This window comes from Roseobacter insulae, assembly GCF_019375555.1.
Taxonomy (GTDB): Bacteria; Pseudomonadota; Alphaproteobacteria; order Rhodobacterales; family Rhodobacteraceae; genus Roseobacter; species Roseobacter insulae.
Genome location: NZ_JAHXDN010000009.1, coordinates 40,709 through 58,257, shown reverse-complemented (window position 1 = coordinate 58,257; position 17,549 = coordinate 40,709). Strand labels below are relative to the sequence as shown.

Genomic DNA, 17,549 nt, shown 5'->3' with positions numbered 1-17,549 from the left:
AAGGATTTATGCGGTGAGGTGACGGACCCGCTGACTGAGCCATTCAAGGTCCGGATCGTGCAAGCCGATCTCGGTCAGATGGGTGGCGGTATTGTAAAGATATTCGGTGTTTGGACCCATGCCGCCCTTGGCCCGCGCGATGATCTGCGCCTGCTCCTCCAGCGGCATTCCGCCACAATACTGGACGTGGTCAGGATTGATCACATAACACAGCGCGCGCACCCGCCGCCCGTCAACAAGGTCAATATCCAGCTCCCGTTCCAGATATGCAGAGGAGATCAATTCGCGCTCTCGCAGATAGGCCAGTGTTACCGCCTCCTGACCGGCGGCAACGGCCAGAGCCACACCCTCGCAGGCATGGGCGGGGTCTTCGTCCAGCGCCAGAACCAGCCCGGGGTGATCTTCAGTGCCGCGATGGTGAATCGACCACATGCAAAAGGATCGCGCATATCCTGGCAATATGCCCACGGCCTGTTCGGCCACGTCAAATCCGGGGTTCCATAACAGGCTTCCATACCCGAATACCCACATCGTCATCGTGCTGGTTCTCCCTCGCTGCATTGCGTAAACCTGAAAACGGCGGCAAGGGAAAGGGCTCTGTCATGCGTCGTGTCATCTGGCTGGTTGTGCTTGTCGCTCTGGTGTGGAGCGGATGGTGGGTCATGGCCACGCTCGGAGCTGTACGGGGCATCGAAGGCTGGCTTGCGGCCCGGCAGTCCGAAGGGTGGCAGGCCGAAACCTCCGCTATCGCTTTCGAAGGCTATCCGCTTGATATTCGCATCACTCTGAAGGACCCGCTGCTGGCTGACCCTGACACCGGTGTGGCGCTGGAAACCTCTGCACTGCGCCTGGGGGCGCCGGTGTGGGACCCGGGACAAATCACCCTGGTTTTGCCGAATGATCCCATTCTTCTGGCAAGCCCCGAGACACGCACCCGGTTTCTGACCCAGGAGGGCCGGGCAAACCTGTTCGTGGACACCGGAGCGGCCCTTGCACTGGAGCAGATGGAAGCATCTGCAGACGTGTGGCTGCTCGACGGCGAGGCAGGCGATCTGCTCTCCGGTGGAACGTCTCGTGCGGCTGTTGTGCACGACCCGGAGATGCCGGCGACCTACCATTTCAATCTTGATGTCGACGGGTTGAGACCGGGGGAGATACCACGTTCGGCCTTGTTCATTCCGCAAGAGTGGCCGGTGACTTTCGACCGGTTGAGCGTGCAGTCAACCGTGCGATTTGACCGGATCTGGGACATCACCGCGCTCGAAGTTTCCCGTCCTCAACCCCGACAGATTTCCATACCGCAGGCAGAGGCGATCTGGGGCGATCTCCAGTTGCGGTTTGCGGCCAACCTCGATGTTGACGTGGCCGGGGCCGCGACCGGCAGTGTGAATGTGCAGGCCCGAAACTGGCGCGCGATGCTGGCGATCGCCGAGACCGCTGGCATTTTGCCGTCCGGTTTGCGACCCCAGATCGAACAGGCGCTGTCGACTTTAGCCTCCTTGGCCGGAAACCCGGAGACGCTGGACGTCACACTGACCCTGCGCGACGGCTTCGTCTCTCTGGGCTTTATCCCGCTGGGTCCCGCGCCCCGGTTCCGTTTGCGCTAGCGGCAGTACGTCCCGGAACGGTACCTTGCGGTATCGAAGTGAAAGTGGTCCCGGTGGAAACTGTCGGCATTCGGCCCCAGCACTGTGCCGAAGGGCCCGCAGGCGCCTCGGTGCATATCGCGCATGGCTTGCGCCGTTGCGCGCGCGGTCCACCCCCTTAGCACGGTGATCCTCGTCCCGTCGCGCAGCTGGAAGCCCGAGATATCAATCGCGCGCCCCTTGCCGTGTTCGGAAATACGCGCACCCTTTTTATTGTTGCGCGTGCGGCAGGCGTAGTGCGCGGCCACGCGCAATCCCTTCACGCCGCCCCCTTGCTTGCGCAGGGCGGGCTTGACGCTCTGATCCACCCAGCTCTTGAGCGCCCGCGCGGTGTCGCAATCCATCACCGAACGCTGGCTGAGGGTCACATCTGAAACAGAGCGCACGCGCACAGCCTCTGCAAGACCACATCCGGAGATCCTGCCGGCCACGCGCCCGACGATTTCCCCCTGAATATCGGTGTCGCCGCATACCGCCCCCTTCTCGCGCAGCTTGCGGTGCTTGCGCGCGCTGCGCATTACCGCGCGGGTTCGTTTCTGCGGTCGCAGGGATGTTGTGGGGGCGGTGCCGCGACGCGTTGCTGCCTGGGCCGCGGGGTCACGTTGGGGTGTTGCGATGGCGCCCGACCCGTCAAGCACCAGTGGGTGTGTGCCCCCGGCGGTTGAACCCGGCCGGCCCACCGGTCGTTTCACCGTTTCGGGCGCCGCCAGCGCAGCGCCGGCAAGCAGCGCAAAGACAAGGCTCAGGACCTTCACTTCGGTTGTTTCACGCGACCGAAATCCGGTGCGTCGGTATCTTGACCCGCCTCGATGATCCCGCGGCGGATCGCCCGGGTGCGGGTGAAGTAGTCGTGCAGGTGATCTCCGTCCCCCGTTCGGATCGCCCGCTGCAGCGCAAAGAGCTCTTCGGTAAAGCGCCCGAGAATTTCCAGCGTGGCGTCCTTGTTGGTCAAAAAGACATCCCGCCACATCGTGGGGTCGCTGGCCGCGATCCGGGTGAAATCCCGGAAACCGGCGGCAGAGTACTTGATCACCTCGCTGTCCGTCACCCGGCGCAAGTCGTCCGCGACCCCGACCATCGTGTAGGCAATCAGGTGCGGCGCGTGGCTCGTGACCGCTAGGACCAAGTCGTGGTGATCTGCGTCCATCTCGTCGACATTGCTGCCGACGCCTTCCCAGAGCGCACGCAGGCGTGCGACAGCTTGCCGATCCGATCCCTCGGCCGGCACCAGCAGCCACCATCGGTTATCAAAGAGTTCAGCGAAACCTGCCTCGGGGCCTGAATGCTCCGTCCCGGCAAGGGGGTGGCTGGGAATGAAATGCACACCCTCCGGTACATGCGGTGACACGCTTTCAATCACGTCCCGCTTGACGGAACCGACGTCGGTCACGGTTGCGCCCGGCTTCAGAACCGGTCCGATCTCAGCCGCCACTGCCGCCATCGCGCCAACCGGTACGCACAAAACCACGAGATCGGCATCTGCCGCCGCCTCTGCCGCGCTGTCGCAAACGCGATCGCACAGGCCGATGCGCCGCGCAGTGTCGCGTGTTTCAGCACTGCGCGCATAGCCGGTAACCTCGGCAGCCAATCCGTTGCGTTTAATCGCCCAAAAGATGGATGACGCGATCAGCCCCAGCCCGATGAGAGCCACGCGGTTGTAGATAACGCTCATTCTGCCCCCTTGAAGGATGCCAGCGCCTCCAGCACGCGGGTAACATCCTCGGCCCGCCCGACGGTAATGCGCAGCGCGTCGGGGAACCCGTAGCCCTTGACCAGCCGCACCAGAATGCCGACCGTCTTCAGATGGGCATCGGCGGCGATGGCCTCCGCCTCATCCTCGAACCGCGCCAGTACGAAATTGGCGTGGCTCTCGTCACAGGCGATACCGAGTTGCCTCAGACCGCCCGTCAGACGCACGCGCTGTTCGGCATTCTCGCGCAGACATCGGTCGACAAATGCGCGGTCACGCATCGCGCCCTCGGCACCTGCAAGGGCGACGGTCGACATGTTGAAGGGGCCGCGGATGCGGTTCAGCACATCAATAACCTCCTGCGCGGCATAGCCCCAGCCAACCCGCAGGCCGCCCAGACCGTAGAGCTTGGAAAAGGTGCGGGTCATCACGACGTTACCGTGCGCGCGCGCCAGCGATGCGCCGCCATCGTAGCCGTCAAAGAATTCCGCATAGGCCCCGTCAAGCACCAGCAGGCATTCGGGTGGCACCGCGTCTGCAAGGCGCGCCAGCTCATCAGATCCCAGCGCTGTGCCCGTCGGATTGGCAGGGTTCGCGATGTAGATGATCCGCGTGGCGGGGGTGATCCCGGCTATGAGTTTGTCCACGTCCACGCAGCGGTCGGTTTCCTCGGCGACAACAGGCGTCGCCCCGGCAGAGAGCGCGAACACCCTGTAAAGGGAAAACCCGTGCTCGGTGTAAAGCACCTCGTCGCCCGGACCGGCGTAGGCCATGGCAAGCAACGTGAGGATCTCATCCGAGCCGACGCCGCAGATGATCCGGTCGGCGTCCAGACCATGCACCTCTGCAATCACCTGCCGCAGCTTTGCATGGTCCGTCGACGGGTAACGATGCAACCCTGTGGCCGCTTCGGTCACCGCCGCCATGGCCTTTGGGCTGGCGCCAAAGGGGTTTTCGTTCGAGCTCAGCTTGAGCGGATCTCTCTGCCCCTCGATCCTTGAGGCACCGCCCTGATAAAGAGCGATGTCCATGATACCGGGTTGCGGACGCAGTGCTGTAGTCATCGGGTCTTCTCCTGTCCGGCGGACCTTAGCGGGGTGCCGCCCGGTCTGCCACCGCCAACTGCGGGCGCGGCTCAACTGGCCAGAACATTGCGAAACAGCCAGGGGTCGCTGTCATCAGTATCTTCGGGGAACAGTTCCCATCGGTCCTGAAGCGGCGTCCAGTCGGTGTAATGGGCTTCCACCGGGCCAAGATACGGCATTTGCACCGCAAGGCAGCGCGCGTGGTCCATCTCGTCGGTCTCCACGATGCCTGCCTTCGGATTCTCCAGAGCCCAGACCATCCCTGCAAGCACGGCAGAGGTCACCTGCAGGCCGGTCGCGTTCTGGTAGGGTGCGAGGCTTTTGGTCTCCTCGTTCGACAAACGGGAGCCGTACCAGAGCGCGTTTTTCTCGTGCCCGTAGAGCAGCACGCCCAACTCATCGATCCCCTCGACGATTTCATCTTCTTCTAGGATATGATGTATCGTCTGCTGCCTGCCGGACCCGAACATCTCGTGCAGGGATAGCACCGCGTCATCGCAGGGGTGATACGCGTAGTGGCACGTCGGGCGGAAGGTCGGCGCATCTGCCGGACCCACAGTGTAGTAATCCGATATCGAGACCGCCTCGTTATGCGTGACCAGAAAACCGAACTGCGGCCCCGGCGTCGGGCACCATGTGTGAACCCGGGTGATCGCGCCCGGACGTTCCAACCAGATTGCAGACTGGCATCCGCTGTCATGGCTGTGCGCGTTTTCCGGCATCCATGTCTCATGTGTGCCCCAGCCCAGTTCCGCGGGCTGGAACCCTTCGGAGATGAACCCTTCGACTGACCACGTGTTTACGAATGTCCCCCGCGGGCGCGGGGCGCGGCGGGCCTGTGTGTCCCGCTCGGCAATGTGCACGCCCCTGACGCCCAGCGATTGCATGAGCGCGCCCCATCCGGCCCGGTCCGCCGGTGTGTCGATGTCGTGGCCTGTGTCCCGGGCCAGGGTCAGCAGGGCTTCCTTGACGAACCAGCTGACCATTCCCGGGTTGGCACCGCAGCAGGAGACAGCCGTTGTGCCACCGGGATTGGCCGCTTTCTCGTCGCGGACTTTCTGGCGCAGCGCATAATTTGTGCGCTCCGCATTCTCCGTGGTCTCGAAGTAAAACCCTTCCCAGGGTTCCACCACGGTGTCGATGTAGAGGACGCCCAGGTCGCGGCAGAGTTTCATGATGTCGAGCGAGGAGGTATCGACGCTCAGGTTGACGCAAAAGCCCTGACCATTGGCAAAGAGCCGCCCTAGAACGTTGCGGTAGTTGTCGCGCGTGATCCGGGTCTGCAGATGGCGGATGCCGCGCTCTGCCAGAAAGCCCTTCACCGCTTCGCTTGGTTCGATGACCACCAGCTGATCCGCGTCATAGTCGAAATGCCGTTCTATCAACGGCAGCGTACCGCGCCCGATGGACCCGAACCCGATGATGACAATTGGACCGTCGATGCGGCCGTAATTAGGATAGTTGGTCAAGTCGTCCCCCAAGAAACAAAAAAGGGCCGCGCTGGCATGATCCGGCGCGGCCCCAAAGCAATAATTGCGAGGAACCTTAGTTCTTCGCGTAGAATTCCACGACGAGGTTCGGTTCCATTATGACAGGGTACGGCACGTCGCCCAGCGACGGGGTGCGCACGAATTTTGCTGTCATTTTGGAATGGTCCGCTTCCACGTAGTCAGGCACGTCGCGCTCTGGCAGTTGTGTCGCTTCGAGCAGAACGGCCAGTTGCTTGGACCGGTCACGCACTTCGATCACGTCGCCTTCCTGCACGCGGTAGGAGGGAATGTTGACCTTTTTGCCGTTCACTTTCACGTGGCCATGGTTCACGAACTGGCGGGCTGCAAAAACGGTGGCGACGAATTTCGCACGGTAGACAACCGCGTCCAGACGACGCTCCAGCAGGCCGATCAGGTTTTCACCTGTATCACCTTTGACACGCTCAGCTTCGGCGTAGATGCGGCGGAACTGTTTCTCGGTCAGGTCACCGTAGTAGCCCTTGAGCTTCTGCTTGGCGCGCAGCTGAATACCGAAATCGGAAAGCTTGCCCTTGCGGCGCTGACCGTGCTGGCCGGGGCCGTATTCGCGACGGTTCACCGGGGATTTCGGACGGCCCCAGATGTTTTCGCCCATGCGGCGGTCGATTTTGTACTTGGCAGACGTGCGTTTTGTCACGGCTGATCTCCTTCTCTTTGAGCCCGAGCGGGCAATGAAGGGCGTTGTCCTCTGGCTTACACCTGACAGGCTGTCCCTTGCGGGGGCCACCAACACCAATGAAGCCGCGCTTATACTGGGCCATTGCACGGAGTCAACGGCTCATTTTCGCGCCATCAGCGCCACGTCGGCATGCCTGTGACAGCCTACGAGATGATCGTTGACCATGCCGACCGCCTGCATGAAAGCATATACGATCGTCGGGCCGCAGAATCGGAAGCCTTCCGCCTTCAGATCTTTGGAAATCCGCGTGGACAAGGGGGTAAAGGCGGGCACATCCGCCAAAGTTTCCCATGCGTTTTGAACAGGCGTGCCATCCACGTAGCGCCACAAAAACCGGTCAAACCCGCCGCGCGCTTCGAGCTTTTGCCAGACGCGGGCATTGGTGATCGTCGCTTCGATCTTGCCGCGATGCCTGATGATGCCGCTGTTTTGTAACAGCCCCTCCACCTCCTCAGCCCCCCATTGGGCCACGACGTCGGGCTCGAACCCGGCGAAAGCCGCGCGAAAGTTTTCTCTTTTTTTCAATATGGTGAGCCAACTCAACCCGGCCTGAAACCCATCCAGCACCAATTTTTCCCACAGCGCCCGGCTATCGTATTCCGGCACGCCCCAATCCGTATCATGGTAGTCGAGATAAATTTTCTCCGGCCCGGCCCAACCGCAACGATCCATCGCATTTTCCATTTGTTTACCATATTTTTCAAAGCATTAAAGCATAAGTCAAATTAGAACAAAATAGGAATATTAACCCGGATTTAGCAAATTTGTCTGCAAGGTGACGCCATCAGATCAGTGCGAGGATAGCAATGCCCGGACCCAGGAAATTGAAGTTTGCGGATGTGCCGCCCGGTGCTGACAGCCCACTGAGCTTTGCCGTTTCCAAACGCGATCAATCGACCCTTGTCATGGTGGCCGAGGCCATCAAGAACAAGCAGGTGTTACTGGCGTTCCAGCCCGTTATGCAGGCGCGTGCCGAAGGCAAGGTCGCCTTCTATGAAGGGTTGATCAGGGTTCTCGATTCCACCGGACGTGTCATTCCCGCCAGCGACTTCATGGAAACGATTGAAAACACGGAACTGGGCCGGCAACTCGACACGCTTGCGCTTGGCCTTGGGCTGCGGGCCTTGAATGACAACCCGGGGTTACGGCTCTCCATCAATATGTCGGCGCGCTCCATCGGATACCGGCAGTGGAACCGGACGCTGGACCGATGGCTGACACGCAACGATCAGATCGCCGAACGGTTGATTCTGGAAATTACCGAAAGTTCCGCCATGATGGTCCCGGAACTGGTGGTGGATTTCATGGACCGCCTGCAAATTGAAGGCATTTGTTTTGCGATGGATGATTTTGGCGCCGGATATACCGCCCTGCGCTATTTCAAAGACTTCTTTTTCGACATTCTCAAGATTGACGGTCAGTTCATTCAGGGTATCGCGAATGATCCGGACAATCAGGCCATGACATCTGCGCTTGTCTCTATCGCCCGACATTTCGATATGCTCACTGTCGCCGAATTCGTCGAAAACAAGGAAGACGCGGACACGCTGATCAACATCGGTGTCGACTGCTTGCAGGGCTTTCATTTTGCGGCCGCAACGACGCGTCCGCACTGGCTTCGCGACGCTACCCCTCAAAAAGCCGTGTAATACATCACGATGCAAGCGCATGCGGGCTTGACGCGGCGGCCAGTTGGTTGCTGAGCACAAGTGAATGCGCTATGGGTTCGCCAATGAGTGGTGGGGGACCCGAGCCTTGATTTGAAGGCCCGATCAGAGTGTCCCCGCCAAAAACTGGCAAAGGACCAATCTTATGACGAATGTCGTTATCGCATCCGCTGCACGAACTGCTGTCGGCAGTTTCGGCGGCTCTTTTGCAACCACGCCTGCCCATGATCTGGGGGCGGCCGTTTTGAAAGAAGTTGTCTCGCGCGCCGGCGTGGACGCGGCAGAGGTGTCCGAAACCATTCTTGGGCAGGTTTTGACAGCGGCGCAGGGCCAGAACCCGGCCCGTCAGGCCCACATCAATGCAGGCCTGCCGCAAGAAAGCGCCGCATGGACGATCAACCAGGTTTGTGGTTCTGGCCTGCGCGCCGTCGCACTCGCGGCGCAACACATTCAACTGGGCGACGCCGACATCGTCGCCGCGGGTGGGCAGGAAAACATGACACTGTCGCCCCATGCGGCCTCGCTGCGTGCCGGTCACAAGATGGGTGACATGAAGTACATCGACACGATGATCCGCGATGGCCTTTGGGATGCCTTCAACGGCTATCACATGGGTCAAACCGCTGAAAACGTTGCCGAGAAGTGGCAGATCAACCGCGAACAGCAGGATGAATTCGCCGTGGCCTCGCAGAACAAGGCAGAGGCGGCCCAGAAGGCGGGCAAGTTTGCCGATGAAATCATGGCCTTCACCGTCAAAGGCCGCAAGGGCGACACTGTCGTCGATCAGGACGAATACATCCGCCATGGCGCAACCATTGAGGCGATGCAGAAGCTGCGCCCCGCCTTTACCAAGGATGGTTCGGTCACCGCGGCCAATGCCTCGGGCCTGAACGATGGTGCGGCGGCCGCGCTGATGATGTCCGCGGACGAGGCGGAGAAGCGCGGGATCGAGCCGCTGGCGCGCATCGCCAGCTACGCCACCGTGGGCCTCGACCCTTCTATCATGGGGGCCGGTCCGATCTATGCAAGTCGCAAGGCGCTTGAAAAAGCAGGCTGGAAGGCGGAAGATCTTGATTTGGTCGAAGCCAACGAAGCCTTCGCGGCACAGGCCTGCGCGGTGAACAAGGATATGGGCTGGAACCCGGAGATCGTGAATGTGAATGGCGGCGCAATCGCCATCGGTCACCCGATCGGCGCGTCCGGTGCGCGCATCCTCAACACCCTGCTCTTCGAGATGAAGCGGCGCGATGCGAAAAAGGGCCTCGCCACGCTGTGCATCGGCGGCGGCATGGGCGTCGCCATGTGCCTCGAGCGTCCGTAAGCGCCCCGCGGGCGGCGGATGACCCTGCCGCCCGTTTTATTTTCAGGTCAAAGTCGCAGTTCCGCGCGTAATAATGTTGCGCGAAATGGAATTGATGCGTAACAACATTATCAGATAACTTAAGGAGAATCCGACTATGTCCCGTGTCGCACTTGTCACTGGAGGCAGCCGAGGAATCGGTGCCGCAATTTCCAACGCCTTGAAAGACGCAGGCTATTCCGTCGCAGCCACCTATGCGGGCAACGACGAAGCCGCGGCGAAATTCACCGATGAGACCGGCATCAAAACGTACAAGTGGAACGTCGCGGACTATGAGGCCAGCAAAGCGGGTCTGGCGCAGGTTGAATCGGATCTGGGCCCGATTGACGTTGTTGTCGCGAACGCCGGCATCACCCGTGACGCCCCCTTCCACAAGATGTCTCCGCAACAATGGCACGAGGTCATCGACACGAACCTCACAGGTGTCTTCAACACCATCCACCCGATCTGGCCGGGCATGCGCGAACGCAAGTTCGGACGGGTCATCGTGATCAGCTCGATCAATGGTCAGAAGGGACAGTTTGCGCAGGTCAACTACGCGGCAACCAAGGCAGGAGATCTGGGCATCGTGAAATCGCTGGCGCAGGAAGGTGCGCGCGCCGGCATCACCGCCAATGCGATCTGCCCCGGGTACATTGCAACGGAAATGGTCATGGCGGTGCCAGAGAAAGTACGCGAGTCGATTATTGCTCAAATCCCGGCGGGGCGTCTCGGCGAGCCGGAAGAAATCGCGCGCTGCGTTGTTTTCCTTGCATCGGACGACTCGGGCTTCATCAACGGGTCGACGATCTCTGCGAACGGTGCGCAATTCTTCGTCTGAAGTGTGCTTTCATGCGACATGAAGGGCCGGTTACTGCAACCGGCCCTTTGTCGTTCCCAACGTGCGCCGCAGCAGATCAGCGGAAAGAGGCAAAAAGCCAGTGCCAGGCATCGCGCATGGCCTGGGCGCGCTCCTCATGTGCACGTTGCATGGCGTTTCGGGTAGCGTTGGTGGTGGGGGCTTCCAACATGTTCTAATCCTTTAACTCAGTGTTTCTGACCTGAACCCAATATGTCACTTGAAAATAAAAGCGACAAACGAGACTTTTTCTTTCATCAGTTAAGTTATACTTAAGTGAGCATGAGTGATCGTCTGCCCCCTCTCACGGCCTTGCGCGCTTTCGATGCCGCCGCGCGCCACATGTCATTTGCAAAGGCGGCAGATGAGTTGTCCGTCACGCCGGCCGCATTGAGCTTTCAAATCAAGTCACTTGAGGAACATCTCGGCGCGCCCCTCTTCCGCAGGCTGAACCGCGCGGTTGAATTGACCGAGGCAGGTGCTGCCCTGGCCCCGGGCGCGGCGGAGGGATTTCAGACGTTGGGCAATGCCTGGCGCGCCACGCAGCGGTTGCAGGACCATCAGACGCTCACTGTCACCGCCGGCCCGGCCTTCACGGCCAAATGGCTTGCGCCGCGGCTTTACGAATTTGCGCAAGCGCACCCAGAGATCGAGCTGCGCTTCTCCGCCGCGTTGAAAATCATGGATTTCGGGCGGGACGCAATCGATGTGGCAATCCGGTTCGGGCATGGTCCGGACGAGGGCCTTTATTCGCTCCCCTTGGCGAAAGAATGGGTTGCGCCGGTTATGACCCCTAACCTTGCCGAACAGTACCCGGATGCGAAAAGCCTGACCTCTGCACCTTTGATCTTTGACGATTCCATCGATTTCCTGAAACCCCGATGTGACTGGCAGGCGTGGTTCGCCGTCATGGGTATCGACTTCGACCCGGACCACGGCCCGAGGTTCAGTCAGGCAGATCACGCCGTGGATGCCGCTCTTGCCGGTGTCGGCGTGGTATTGGGCAGGCGCGCACTGGTCGTAAAGGACATCGACGAGGGCAGATTGGTCATCCCTTACGGAACCGCCTTGTCCACCGGGGCAAGGTTCCGGTTCTTGTCTCCGGAAGGCAGTGAAAATCGCCCGCAGGTCAAAGCTTTCCGGGACTGGATGCTGCGGGAAATCAACAAAACCGCGCATATTACCGATGCCCTCGACGTCAGGGACCCTGTGGAGACACCCCGTTGACAAAGAACCGCGCAACTTTGACTGGGTTTGCCGCCGTTGTGCTATGGGCCTTACTGGCCTTGCTGACCGTGGGTTCCGCCCCAACGCCACCTTTGCTCCTGAACACGATCTGCTTTGCGATCGGGGGCAGTTGCGGGCTGATCTGGACGTATTTCTCCGGCGGCCTGGCACAGCTGCGCGCGGTGCCGTTGAAGATTTACGCGTTTGGCACATTGGGACTGTTTGGCTATCACGCGCTGTATTTCTCCGCCCTGCGGCTTGCACCAGCGGCGGAAGCCGGGCTGATTGCCTATTTATGGCCCTTGCTGATCGTGATCCTGTCCGGCCTGTTGCCGGGCGAACATGTACGCAAGGGGCATATGCTGGGCGCACTTATTGGCTTTGCCGGGGCGGCGCTGATTATCTCGGGGGGTGGGCATGGCTTCAGCCCGCTACACCTGCCCGGCTACGGGCTGGCGCTGATCTGTGCGTTGACATGGTCCGGCTATTCCGTCCTGTCCCGCCGCATCGGACACGCGCCCACGCAATCTGTCACAGTATTCTGTCTGGGGTCTGCAGCCTTGTCGCTTCCGCTACACCTGCTGTTCGAACAGACTGTGTTCCCGATAACCGCAACAGCTTGGCTTTCAACGGTTTTGCTGGGGCTTGGGCCGGTCGGGCTGGCGTTCTTCGTATGGGATGTGGGGGTAAAGCATGGCGACATACAACTCCTTGGCGTTGCATCCTATGCAGCGCCCTTGCTGTCTACCCTTGTGCTCGTGTGGGCTGGCGTCACACCCTTGTCGATGACCCTGGGCGTGGCGGCCCTCCTGATTACCGGCGGGGCGCTTGTTGCGGCCCGCGCCAGCCTGTCGTCCGAGCGTTAACTCGACAGTCGTGTAATTTCTTCTTTCAGGCGTAGTTTCTGCTTTTTCAGGTCGGCGATTGCGAGATCATCGATACCGGGGGAGCGTTGCGCCTCTTCAACGGCTTCGCTCAGGGACTGATGTTTCTTCTTCAGCTGGTCGACATGTGCAGTAACGCTCATTCATTCCTCCTGTTTGCAACGGTACGGGTAGAGTTGACCACAAGATGCGATTCAAGTCACGCCGCATCCGCAGCATGAGCTCAATACCCGTTAAAATTGTGTTAACAGCCGTCAGAATTGAAGTGCTGCTCCCTCACGCAGCACGGCGCGGATCGCCGGAACGTAGCTGTCGCCATCGGCACCGTGATGCGCGCCCTCGTGCATGATCAAGGGAGGATGAAGCCTGAAAGCCGCCCGCCCGTTCTTGCGTGCGCGTATGATGACCAGCTCCGCCAAACGCCCGACACGAGGCGTCAGCGGCAGGACTTCAAAGCTGCCCATGTACGACGGCAACGCTGTCAGGAGTTCCGGCAAGCGCTCCGCACGATGGATCACGTGCACATACCCTTTCGGCCGGGTTCGTTTGGCCGCCGTTTTCACCCAGAGCTTCAGGGGCGCTGTTTCCCCAAGGGCTGTCTCACGTCCACCATCCCGGGCTGCACGACCGGCGGACCTGTCGAAATATGGTGGGTTTGCAATGACATGGTCGAATTGGCGTTGCCGAAGGTCGAGCGGCAGATCCTTCAGATCAGCGGTGATGACCTCCAGCAGATCCCCGCCGTTGCGGCGCGCGAGCTCCGCATAATCCGGCTGCACTTCGACGCCCGTCAGCGTCAGGCCCGGCACCCGCGCGCCAAGGCATAAAATCGCTGCCCCCACGCCGCAGCCAAGGTCAAGCACGGTTTGCCCCGCAACCGCGGGCACGCTGGCCGCCAGCAAAACCGGATCAACGCCCGCGCGATACCCGACACGGGGCTGGTAAAGCCGCACGCGCCCGCCAAGAAACGCGTCTCGTGTCAATGCGCCTGTCACAGGCCCAGCGGAATGTCATTATCCTCAAGGACCTTGGTAGCCGCCCTGTGATCATCCGCGCGCACCATCAACCTGCGCGGGAAAATGCCGATGCCACCTTCAAGCACGCTCATATTTACGTCCTGCTCGAAGCAAGCTATATCCTCCCCCTGAAGAAGGGCCGTGGCAAAGGCGATGATCGTCGGGTCGGTGCTGCGCAAAAGTTCCTTCATATCAGGGATGTAAGGGCAAGCCGGCCAATATGTCGAGCCTTGCAGACGGGAAGTTGATGCTAAAGACCGAGAATTCGCAAAAACCGCATGATCGCATGGCGGCTTATCTGGCCGAGGACTTGCAGGCTGTGAATGATCTGATCCGCACAAGAATGGCGTCTGAACACGCGCCGCGGATTCCGGAGGTCACCGCACATCTGGTGGAAGCAGGTGGCAAACGCCTGCGCCCGATGCTGACCTTGGCGGCGGCGCATCTGTGCGGATACGAGGGCGGCTATCACATCCATCTCGCGGCAACCGTGGAATTCATTCACACCGCCACGCTCCTGCATGATGATGTCGTCGACGAAAGCGGCCAGCGGCGCGGACGCCCGACAGCGAACCTGCTGTGGGACAACAAATCTTCTGTTCTCGTCGGTGACTACCTGTTTTCCCGCAGCTTTCAATTGATGGTGGAAACCGGATCGCTTCGCGTGCTCGACATCCTGTCCAATGCCTCCGCGACGATCGCGGAAGGTGAGGTACTGCAACTGACCGCCAGCCAGGACCTCGCAACGACCGAGGCGATTTACCTGCAGGTTGTGCGGGGGAAGACCGCTGCCCTGTTTTCCGCAGCCACGGAGGTGGGCGGCGTGATCGCAGAGGCCCCGGTCGCGCATGTGCAGGCTCTCTATGACTATGGCGACGCACTTGGGATAGCTTTCCAGATTGTCGACGATCTTCTGGATTTTCAGGGGGATGCGGGCGCAATCGGCAAAAACATTGGTGACGATTTCCGGGAACGCAAGCTGACCATGCCGCTGATCAAGGCCGTCGCCAGGGCGGATACGGAAGAACGCGCCTTCTGGATGCGTACCATTGAAAAGGGCAGGCAGTCTGAGGGCGATCTGGATACCGCGCTCGACCTGCTGCATAAACATGGCGCCCTGCGTGACACGGCGGCGCAAGCGCGCGACTGGGCGGCACGGGCAAAATCGGCGCTTGCCCCGTTACCCGACCACAAGATCAAGGGTATGCTCAGCGATCTGGCGGATTACGTTGTCGAACGCATCACCTGACCTGCGGCATCGCGCGCCTTGCCTGATCTCCCAAACTCGTGGCTTGAACCCACCAGTCGGGGCGTTGGGCCATGACCGCACGTGCAGCGTCCCGCGCGGCATTTTCACCCCCAAACACGCCAAAACAGGTAGCGCCAGAGCCTGACATGCGCGCCAAGAGACAGGCTGGCTGAGCCCGCAAAACGGACAAAACATCGCTGATCGACGGCTGCAGGGACAGGGCCGGCGCTTCCAAATCATTTCGCTGTCCCGCCAGCCAGTCCACGACTTCCCCGGCGTCTGACAAAGTCGGGATTTCCTCGGGCATCGCCTCGTTGGCCCTGCATTTCAAGGCGTTGAAAACATCCGGAGTGGACAGGGGTACGCGCGGGTTCACCAGCACTGCGTGCACGGCCGGAAACTGCGGCAATGCGCGAACCACGTCGCCGATGCCCTGCACCCGGGCAACCGACGAGGCCACGCACATTGGAATATCAGCACCCAGTTTCAGCAACTCATCATACGGCTGCTCTTCGCCCTGCTGCTCCGGCATGACGGACCTCAGGGCCAGCATCCCCCGGAACGCGGCGGCTGCATCTGCTGATCCGCCGCCGATACCAGCGGCCACGGGCAGGGTTTTGTGAAGCGACAGGGAAACGTGCGGCAAGTCCGGAAACAGGTGGGCGACCTGCGTCACAAGGTTGCCCTTGGCGTCGGGAACGTTCGCGGCTTCGGGGCCAGAGACCGTGAACGGGGCATTGCCAACAGACAGATCGAGCGTATCGCCCACGTCGGCAAAGGCGACCAGCGTATCGAGCAGGTGGTATCCGTTGGGTTTTTGGCCCGTGACGTGCAATGTCAGATTGATCTTGGCCGGGGCAAAAACCCGGACCTGTAGCGGTCCGCGCAGGGTCAATCTCGCGCGACTTCCAATGGTTCTGCGCCCTCTTCCGCCAGAACCGCATCCAGCCCGATCTCGAGCTTGCGGCGAATTCGGTCTGGCTTTGCCTCGCTCAACGGATCTTCTTCATCAACGAAAGACAGCGCGCGTGCCCATTGGAATTCGGCCTCGCGCTTGCGGCCCACGGCCCAGTAGACATCGCCCAGATGGTCATTCACCACCGGATCAACGGCCATCAGTTCCACGGCGCGTTCCATATGCGGCACCGCTTCATCATACCGGCCCAGCCGGTATAGCGCCCACCCCAGTGAATCAATGATGTAGCCGCTGTCGGGGCTGGCCGCGACAGCGCGTTCGATCATGTCCAGCGCCTCATCCAGATTTTCCTGTTTTTCGACCAGTGAGTAGCCCAGATAGTTCAGCACCTGCGGTTGACCCGGATTGACTTCCAACGCCGATCTGAAGCCCGCTTCGGCGGCCTCCCAGTTCCCCTGCCGCTCGTTCGCAATCGCCCGGGCATAGAGCAGGAACCAACTTGCTCCGCCATTGTCCTCCGACAGCGTCACCGCCCGGTCATATGCTGCCACGGCCTCGGCAAAACGGTCTTCCTGACGCAGCGCATCGCCCAAGGCCGCCTGCACGGACACGAGGCCACCGTGGGTGCGGGCCAGTTGCTCCAACACCTCGATCGCAGCCTCCGGTTTCCCGGACCGCCGCATGGCTGCGGCACGGCCCAGTTCAGCTGCGTGATAGGCCGGGTGATCAGATGGCACCCCTTTGTAGACACCGATGGCCAGACCGTGTTGCCCCAGCGTTTCAAAAAGCTCGGCCGTCAGAAGCAGGGCGTCCACGTGATCGGGGCGCAAGGCCCGGGCAACCTGGGCATAGAGGATGGTATACTCAGGGCCTGCCTCGCTGCGCAGAGCAGCGGCGACGGAATAAAATACTTCCGCAAACCCGTCACGGACAGATGTCACATGTCTGAACGGCACGGGTTCGTTTGCATTCAATGCCGCGATGATCTGATCAATTTCCGGGTCCGTGGCACCGCTGAACATCCGCTGCAGAAGTTCGAGCGCTTCGCTGTTGCGGTCCAGTTGCGACAGGATTTCAGCGCGGGCCAGAACGCCGCGGCGTGTCTGCATGATGGAGCCGGATGTATCGGCCCCAAAGATATTCTCGGCCCCTTCGTAGTCTCCCACAGATGCAAGCGCCATGGCCTTGTGATAAAGGGCAAAGCCCTGCAAACCCGGTTCCTGTGCCAAACCATCGAACGCGCTGAGCGCGTCGCTGACGTTGCCCGCACCCATCATACCCCAGGCCTGTACCAGACCATCCACCAAAGGACCGATACCCTGGCCCTCGGGCACTTTGGCAATCAAAGCCTCGTAATCATCGTCCAGGATCGCACTTGCTGTCAGAACCAGCTCGGCTATCTGGCTTTCCTGTCCGGATGCGACAAGCGCGGTGGCTACCGGTTCAGCGCGGTCAATGCGCCCCAAAGCCAGTTGCGACACGACCGTGCTTTCCATCAGTTGGGCATTCCCCGGATCCCGCGTCAGCGCCTGCGTGAAATAGGAGGCCGCCTGCTCGAAATCGCTTTGCATCGCGGCGGAACGGGCCGCAAGATACGGGCCCGCAACGGATTGGGCCTGTACCGGGATTGCCATTGCAGAGGCGATGGCAATGGCCGCCGCGGTTGTCATCAGATTGTGGAACACGTGCGCTCGACCTCACATGAATAAGGGCTTTTCCGATAGGGTAGCAGGTTCATGCGCAATCGCAATGGGTCGCCCCGG

At 60.8% G+C, this 17,549-nt stretch carries 19 protein-coding genes; 7 read left to right on the top strand and 12 right to left on the bottom strand.

What is annotated here, in order from left to right:
* Window positions 1–6: 6 nt before the first annotated feature.
* Window positions 7–537: a gamma-glutamylcyclotransferase gene (locus KX928_RS22620; protein ID WP_219507442.1), complete on the bottom strand. Its 531-nt coding sequence runs from the start codon at window positions 535–537 to the stop codon at window positions 7–9.
* A 65-nt stretch (window positions 538–602) separates the two neighbouring features.
* On the opposite strand from KX928_RS22620, the gene KX928_RS22615 reads away from it, so the two are divergent.
* On the top strand, window positions 603–1,607 hold the full coding sequence (locus KX928_RS22615; RefSeq protein WP_219507431.1) for a DUF2125 domain-containing protein: 1,005 nt from the start codon (window positions 603–605) through the stop codon (window positions 1,605–1,607).
* Here KX928_RS22615 and KX928_RS22610 read toward each other — a convergent pair.
* From KX928_RS22610 to KX928_RS22585, 6 genes are all read right to left on the bottom strand, one after another.
* Window positions 1,604–2,401: an extensin-like domain-containing protein gene (locus KX928_RS22610; RefSeq protein ID WP_219507428.1), complete on the bottom strand. Its 798-nt coding sequence runs from the start codon at window positions 2,399–2,401 to the stop codon at window positions 1,604–1,606. The two genes, KX928_RS22615 and KX928_RS22610, sit on opposite strands and share 4 nt — an antisense overlap.
* Window positions 2,398–3,318, bottom strand: a complete 921-nt coding sequence (locus KX928_RS22605; protein ID WP_219507425.1) for a prephenate/arogenate dehydrogenase family protein — start codon at window positions 3,316–3,318, stop codon at window positions 2,398–2,400. The genes KX928_RS22610 and KX928_RS22605 overlap by 4 nt, the downstream gene beginning before the upstream one ends.
* Complete coding sequence (hisC, locus tag KX928_RS22600; RefSeq protein WP_219507422.1) at window positions 3,315–4,400, bottom strand: histidinol-phosphate transaminase; 1,086 nt, start codon at window positions 4,398–4,400, stop codon at window positions 3,315–3,317. Before hisC ends, KX928_RS22605 begins: the two co-directional genes overlap by 4 nt.
* 71 nt (window positions 4,401–4,471) lie before the next feature.
* A complete protein-coding gene (locus KX928_RS22595; RefSeq protein WP_219507420.1) occupies window positions 4,472–5,890 on the bottom strand; it encodes a homospermidine synthase in 1,419 nt (472 codons plus the stop codon).
* Between the two features lie 76 nt (window positions 5,891–5,966).
* A complete protein-coding gene (gene rpsD, locus KX928_RS22590) occupies window positions 5,967–6,587 on the bottom strand; it encodes a 30S ribosomal protein S4 (RefSeq protein WP_219507415.1) in 621 nt (206 codons plus the stop codon).
* Window positions 6,588–6,728: 141 nt separating this feature from the next.
* A complete protein-coding gene (locus KX928_RS22585) occupies window positions 6,729–7,301 on the bottom strand; it encodes a DNA-3-methyladenine glycosylase I (RefSeq protein ID WP_219507405.1) in 573 nt (190 codons plus the stop codon).
* A 134-nt stretch (window positions 7,302–7,435) separates the two neighbouring features.
* Here KX928_RS22585 and KX928_RS22580 point away from each other — a divergent pair, with 134 nt between their 5' ends.
* From KX928_RS22580 to yddG, 5 genes are all read left to right on the top strand, one after another.
* The gene (locus tag KX928_RS22580) at window positions 7,436–8,278 is read left to right on the top strand and encodes an EAL domain-containing protein (RefSeq protein ID WP_219507403.1); all 843 of its coding nucleotides are present in this window, start codon (window positions 7,436–7,438) and stop codon (window positions 8,276–8,278) included.
* 163 nt (window positions 8,279–8,441) lie between these two features.
* The gene (locus KX928_RS22575; protein WP_219507401.1) at window positions 8,442–9,617 is read left to right on the top strand and encodes an acetyl-CoA C-acetyltransferase; all 1,176 of its coding nucleotides are present in this window, start codon (window positions 8,442–8,444) and stop codon (window positions 9,615–9,617) included.
* A 136-nt stretch (window positions 9,618–9,753) separates the two neighbouring features.
* Window positions 9,754–10,476 carry an acetoacetyl-CoA reductase gene (phbB, locus tag KX928_RS22570; RefSeq protein ID WP_219507398.1) on the top strand — a complete coding sequence of 241 codons (723 nt, stop codon included), beginning with the start codon at window positions 9,754–9,756 and terminating at the stop codon, window positions 10,474–10,476.
* A gap of 300 nt (window positions 10,477–10,776) precedes the next feature.
* Complete coding sequence (locus KX928_RS22565) at window positions 10,777–11,721, top strand: transcriptional regulator GcvA (RefSeq protein ID WP_219507395.1); 945 nt, start codon at window positions 10,777–10,779, stop codon at window positions 11,719–11,721.
* A complete protein-coding gene (gene yddG, locus KX928_RS22560) occupies window positions 11,718–12,587 on the top strand; it encodes an aromatic amino acid exporter YddG (RefSeq protein WP_219507392.1) in 870 nt (289 codons plus the stop codon). The genes KX928_RS22565 and yddG overlap by 4 nt, the downstream gene beginning before the upstream one ends.
* Here yddG and KX928_RS22555 read toward each other — a convergent pair.
* The 3 genes from KX928_RS22555 to KX928_RS22545 all read right to left on the bottom strand — a co-directional run bounded on the left by KX928_RS22555 (window position 12,584) and on the right by KX928_RS22545 (window position 13,812).
* Window positions 12,584–12,748, bottom strand: coding sequence for a YdcH family protein (locus KX928_RS22555; protein ID WP_219507390.1), 165 nt, complete (start codon window positions 12,746–12,748; stop codon window positions 12,584–12,586). The two genes, yddG and KX928_RS22555, sit on opposite strands and share 4 nt — an antisense overlap.
* Window positions 12,749–12,859: 111 nt before the next feature.
* Window positions 12,860–13,588 carry a tRNA1(Val) (adenine(37)-N6)-methyltransferase gene (locus KX928_RS22550; protein ID WP_257884037.1) on the bottom strand — a complete coding sequence of 243 codons (729 nt, stop codon included), beginning with the start codon at window positions 13,586–13,588 and terminating at the stop codon, window positions 12,860–12,862.
* Window positions 13,589–13,596: 8 nt separating this feature from the next.
* Window positions 13,597–13,812, bottom strand: coding sequence for a putative signal transducing protein (locus tag KX928_RS22545; protein WP_219507385.1), 216 nt, complete (start codon window positions 13,810–13,812; stop codon window positions 13,597–13,599).
* Window positions 13,813–13,868: 56 nt separating this feature from the next.
* Here KX928_RS22545 and KX928_RS22540 point away from each other — a divergent pair, with 56 nt between their 5' ends.
* The gene (locus KX928_RS22540) at window positions 13,869–14,870 is read left to right on the top strand and encodes a polyprenyl synthetase family protein (protein WP_219507658.1); all 1,002 of its coding nucleotides are present in this window, start codon (window positions 13,869–13,871) and stop codon (window positions 14,868–14,870) included.
* On the opposite strand, the gene KX928_RS22535 is transcribed toward KX928_RS22540, so the two are convergent.
* Together KX928_RS22535 and KX928_RS22530 are read right to left on the bottom strand one after the other, a co-directional pair.
* A complete protein-coding gene (locus KX928_RS22535; RefSeq protein ID WP_219507375.1) occupies window positions 14,863–15,765 on the bottom strand; it encodes a 4-(cytidine 5'-diphospho)-2-C-methyl-D-erythritol kinase in 903 nt (300 codons plus the stop codon). The genes KX928_RS22540 and KX928_RS22535 overlap by 8 nt on opposite strands.
* Window positions 15,762–17,456, bottom strand: coding sequence for a tetratricopeptide repeat protein (locus tag KX928_RS22530; protein ID WP_219507656.1), 1,695 nt, complete (start codon window positions 17,454–17,456; stop codon window positions 15,762–15,764). Before KX928_RS22530 ends, KX928_RS22535 begins: the two co-directional genes overlap by 4 nt.
* Window positions 17,457–17,549 lie beyond the last annotated feature (93 nt).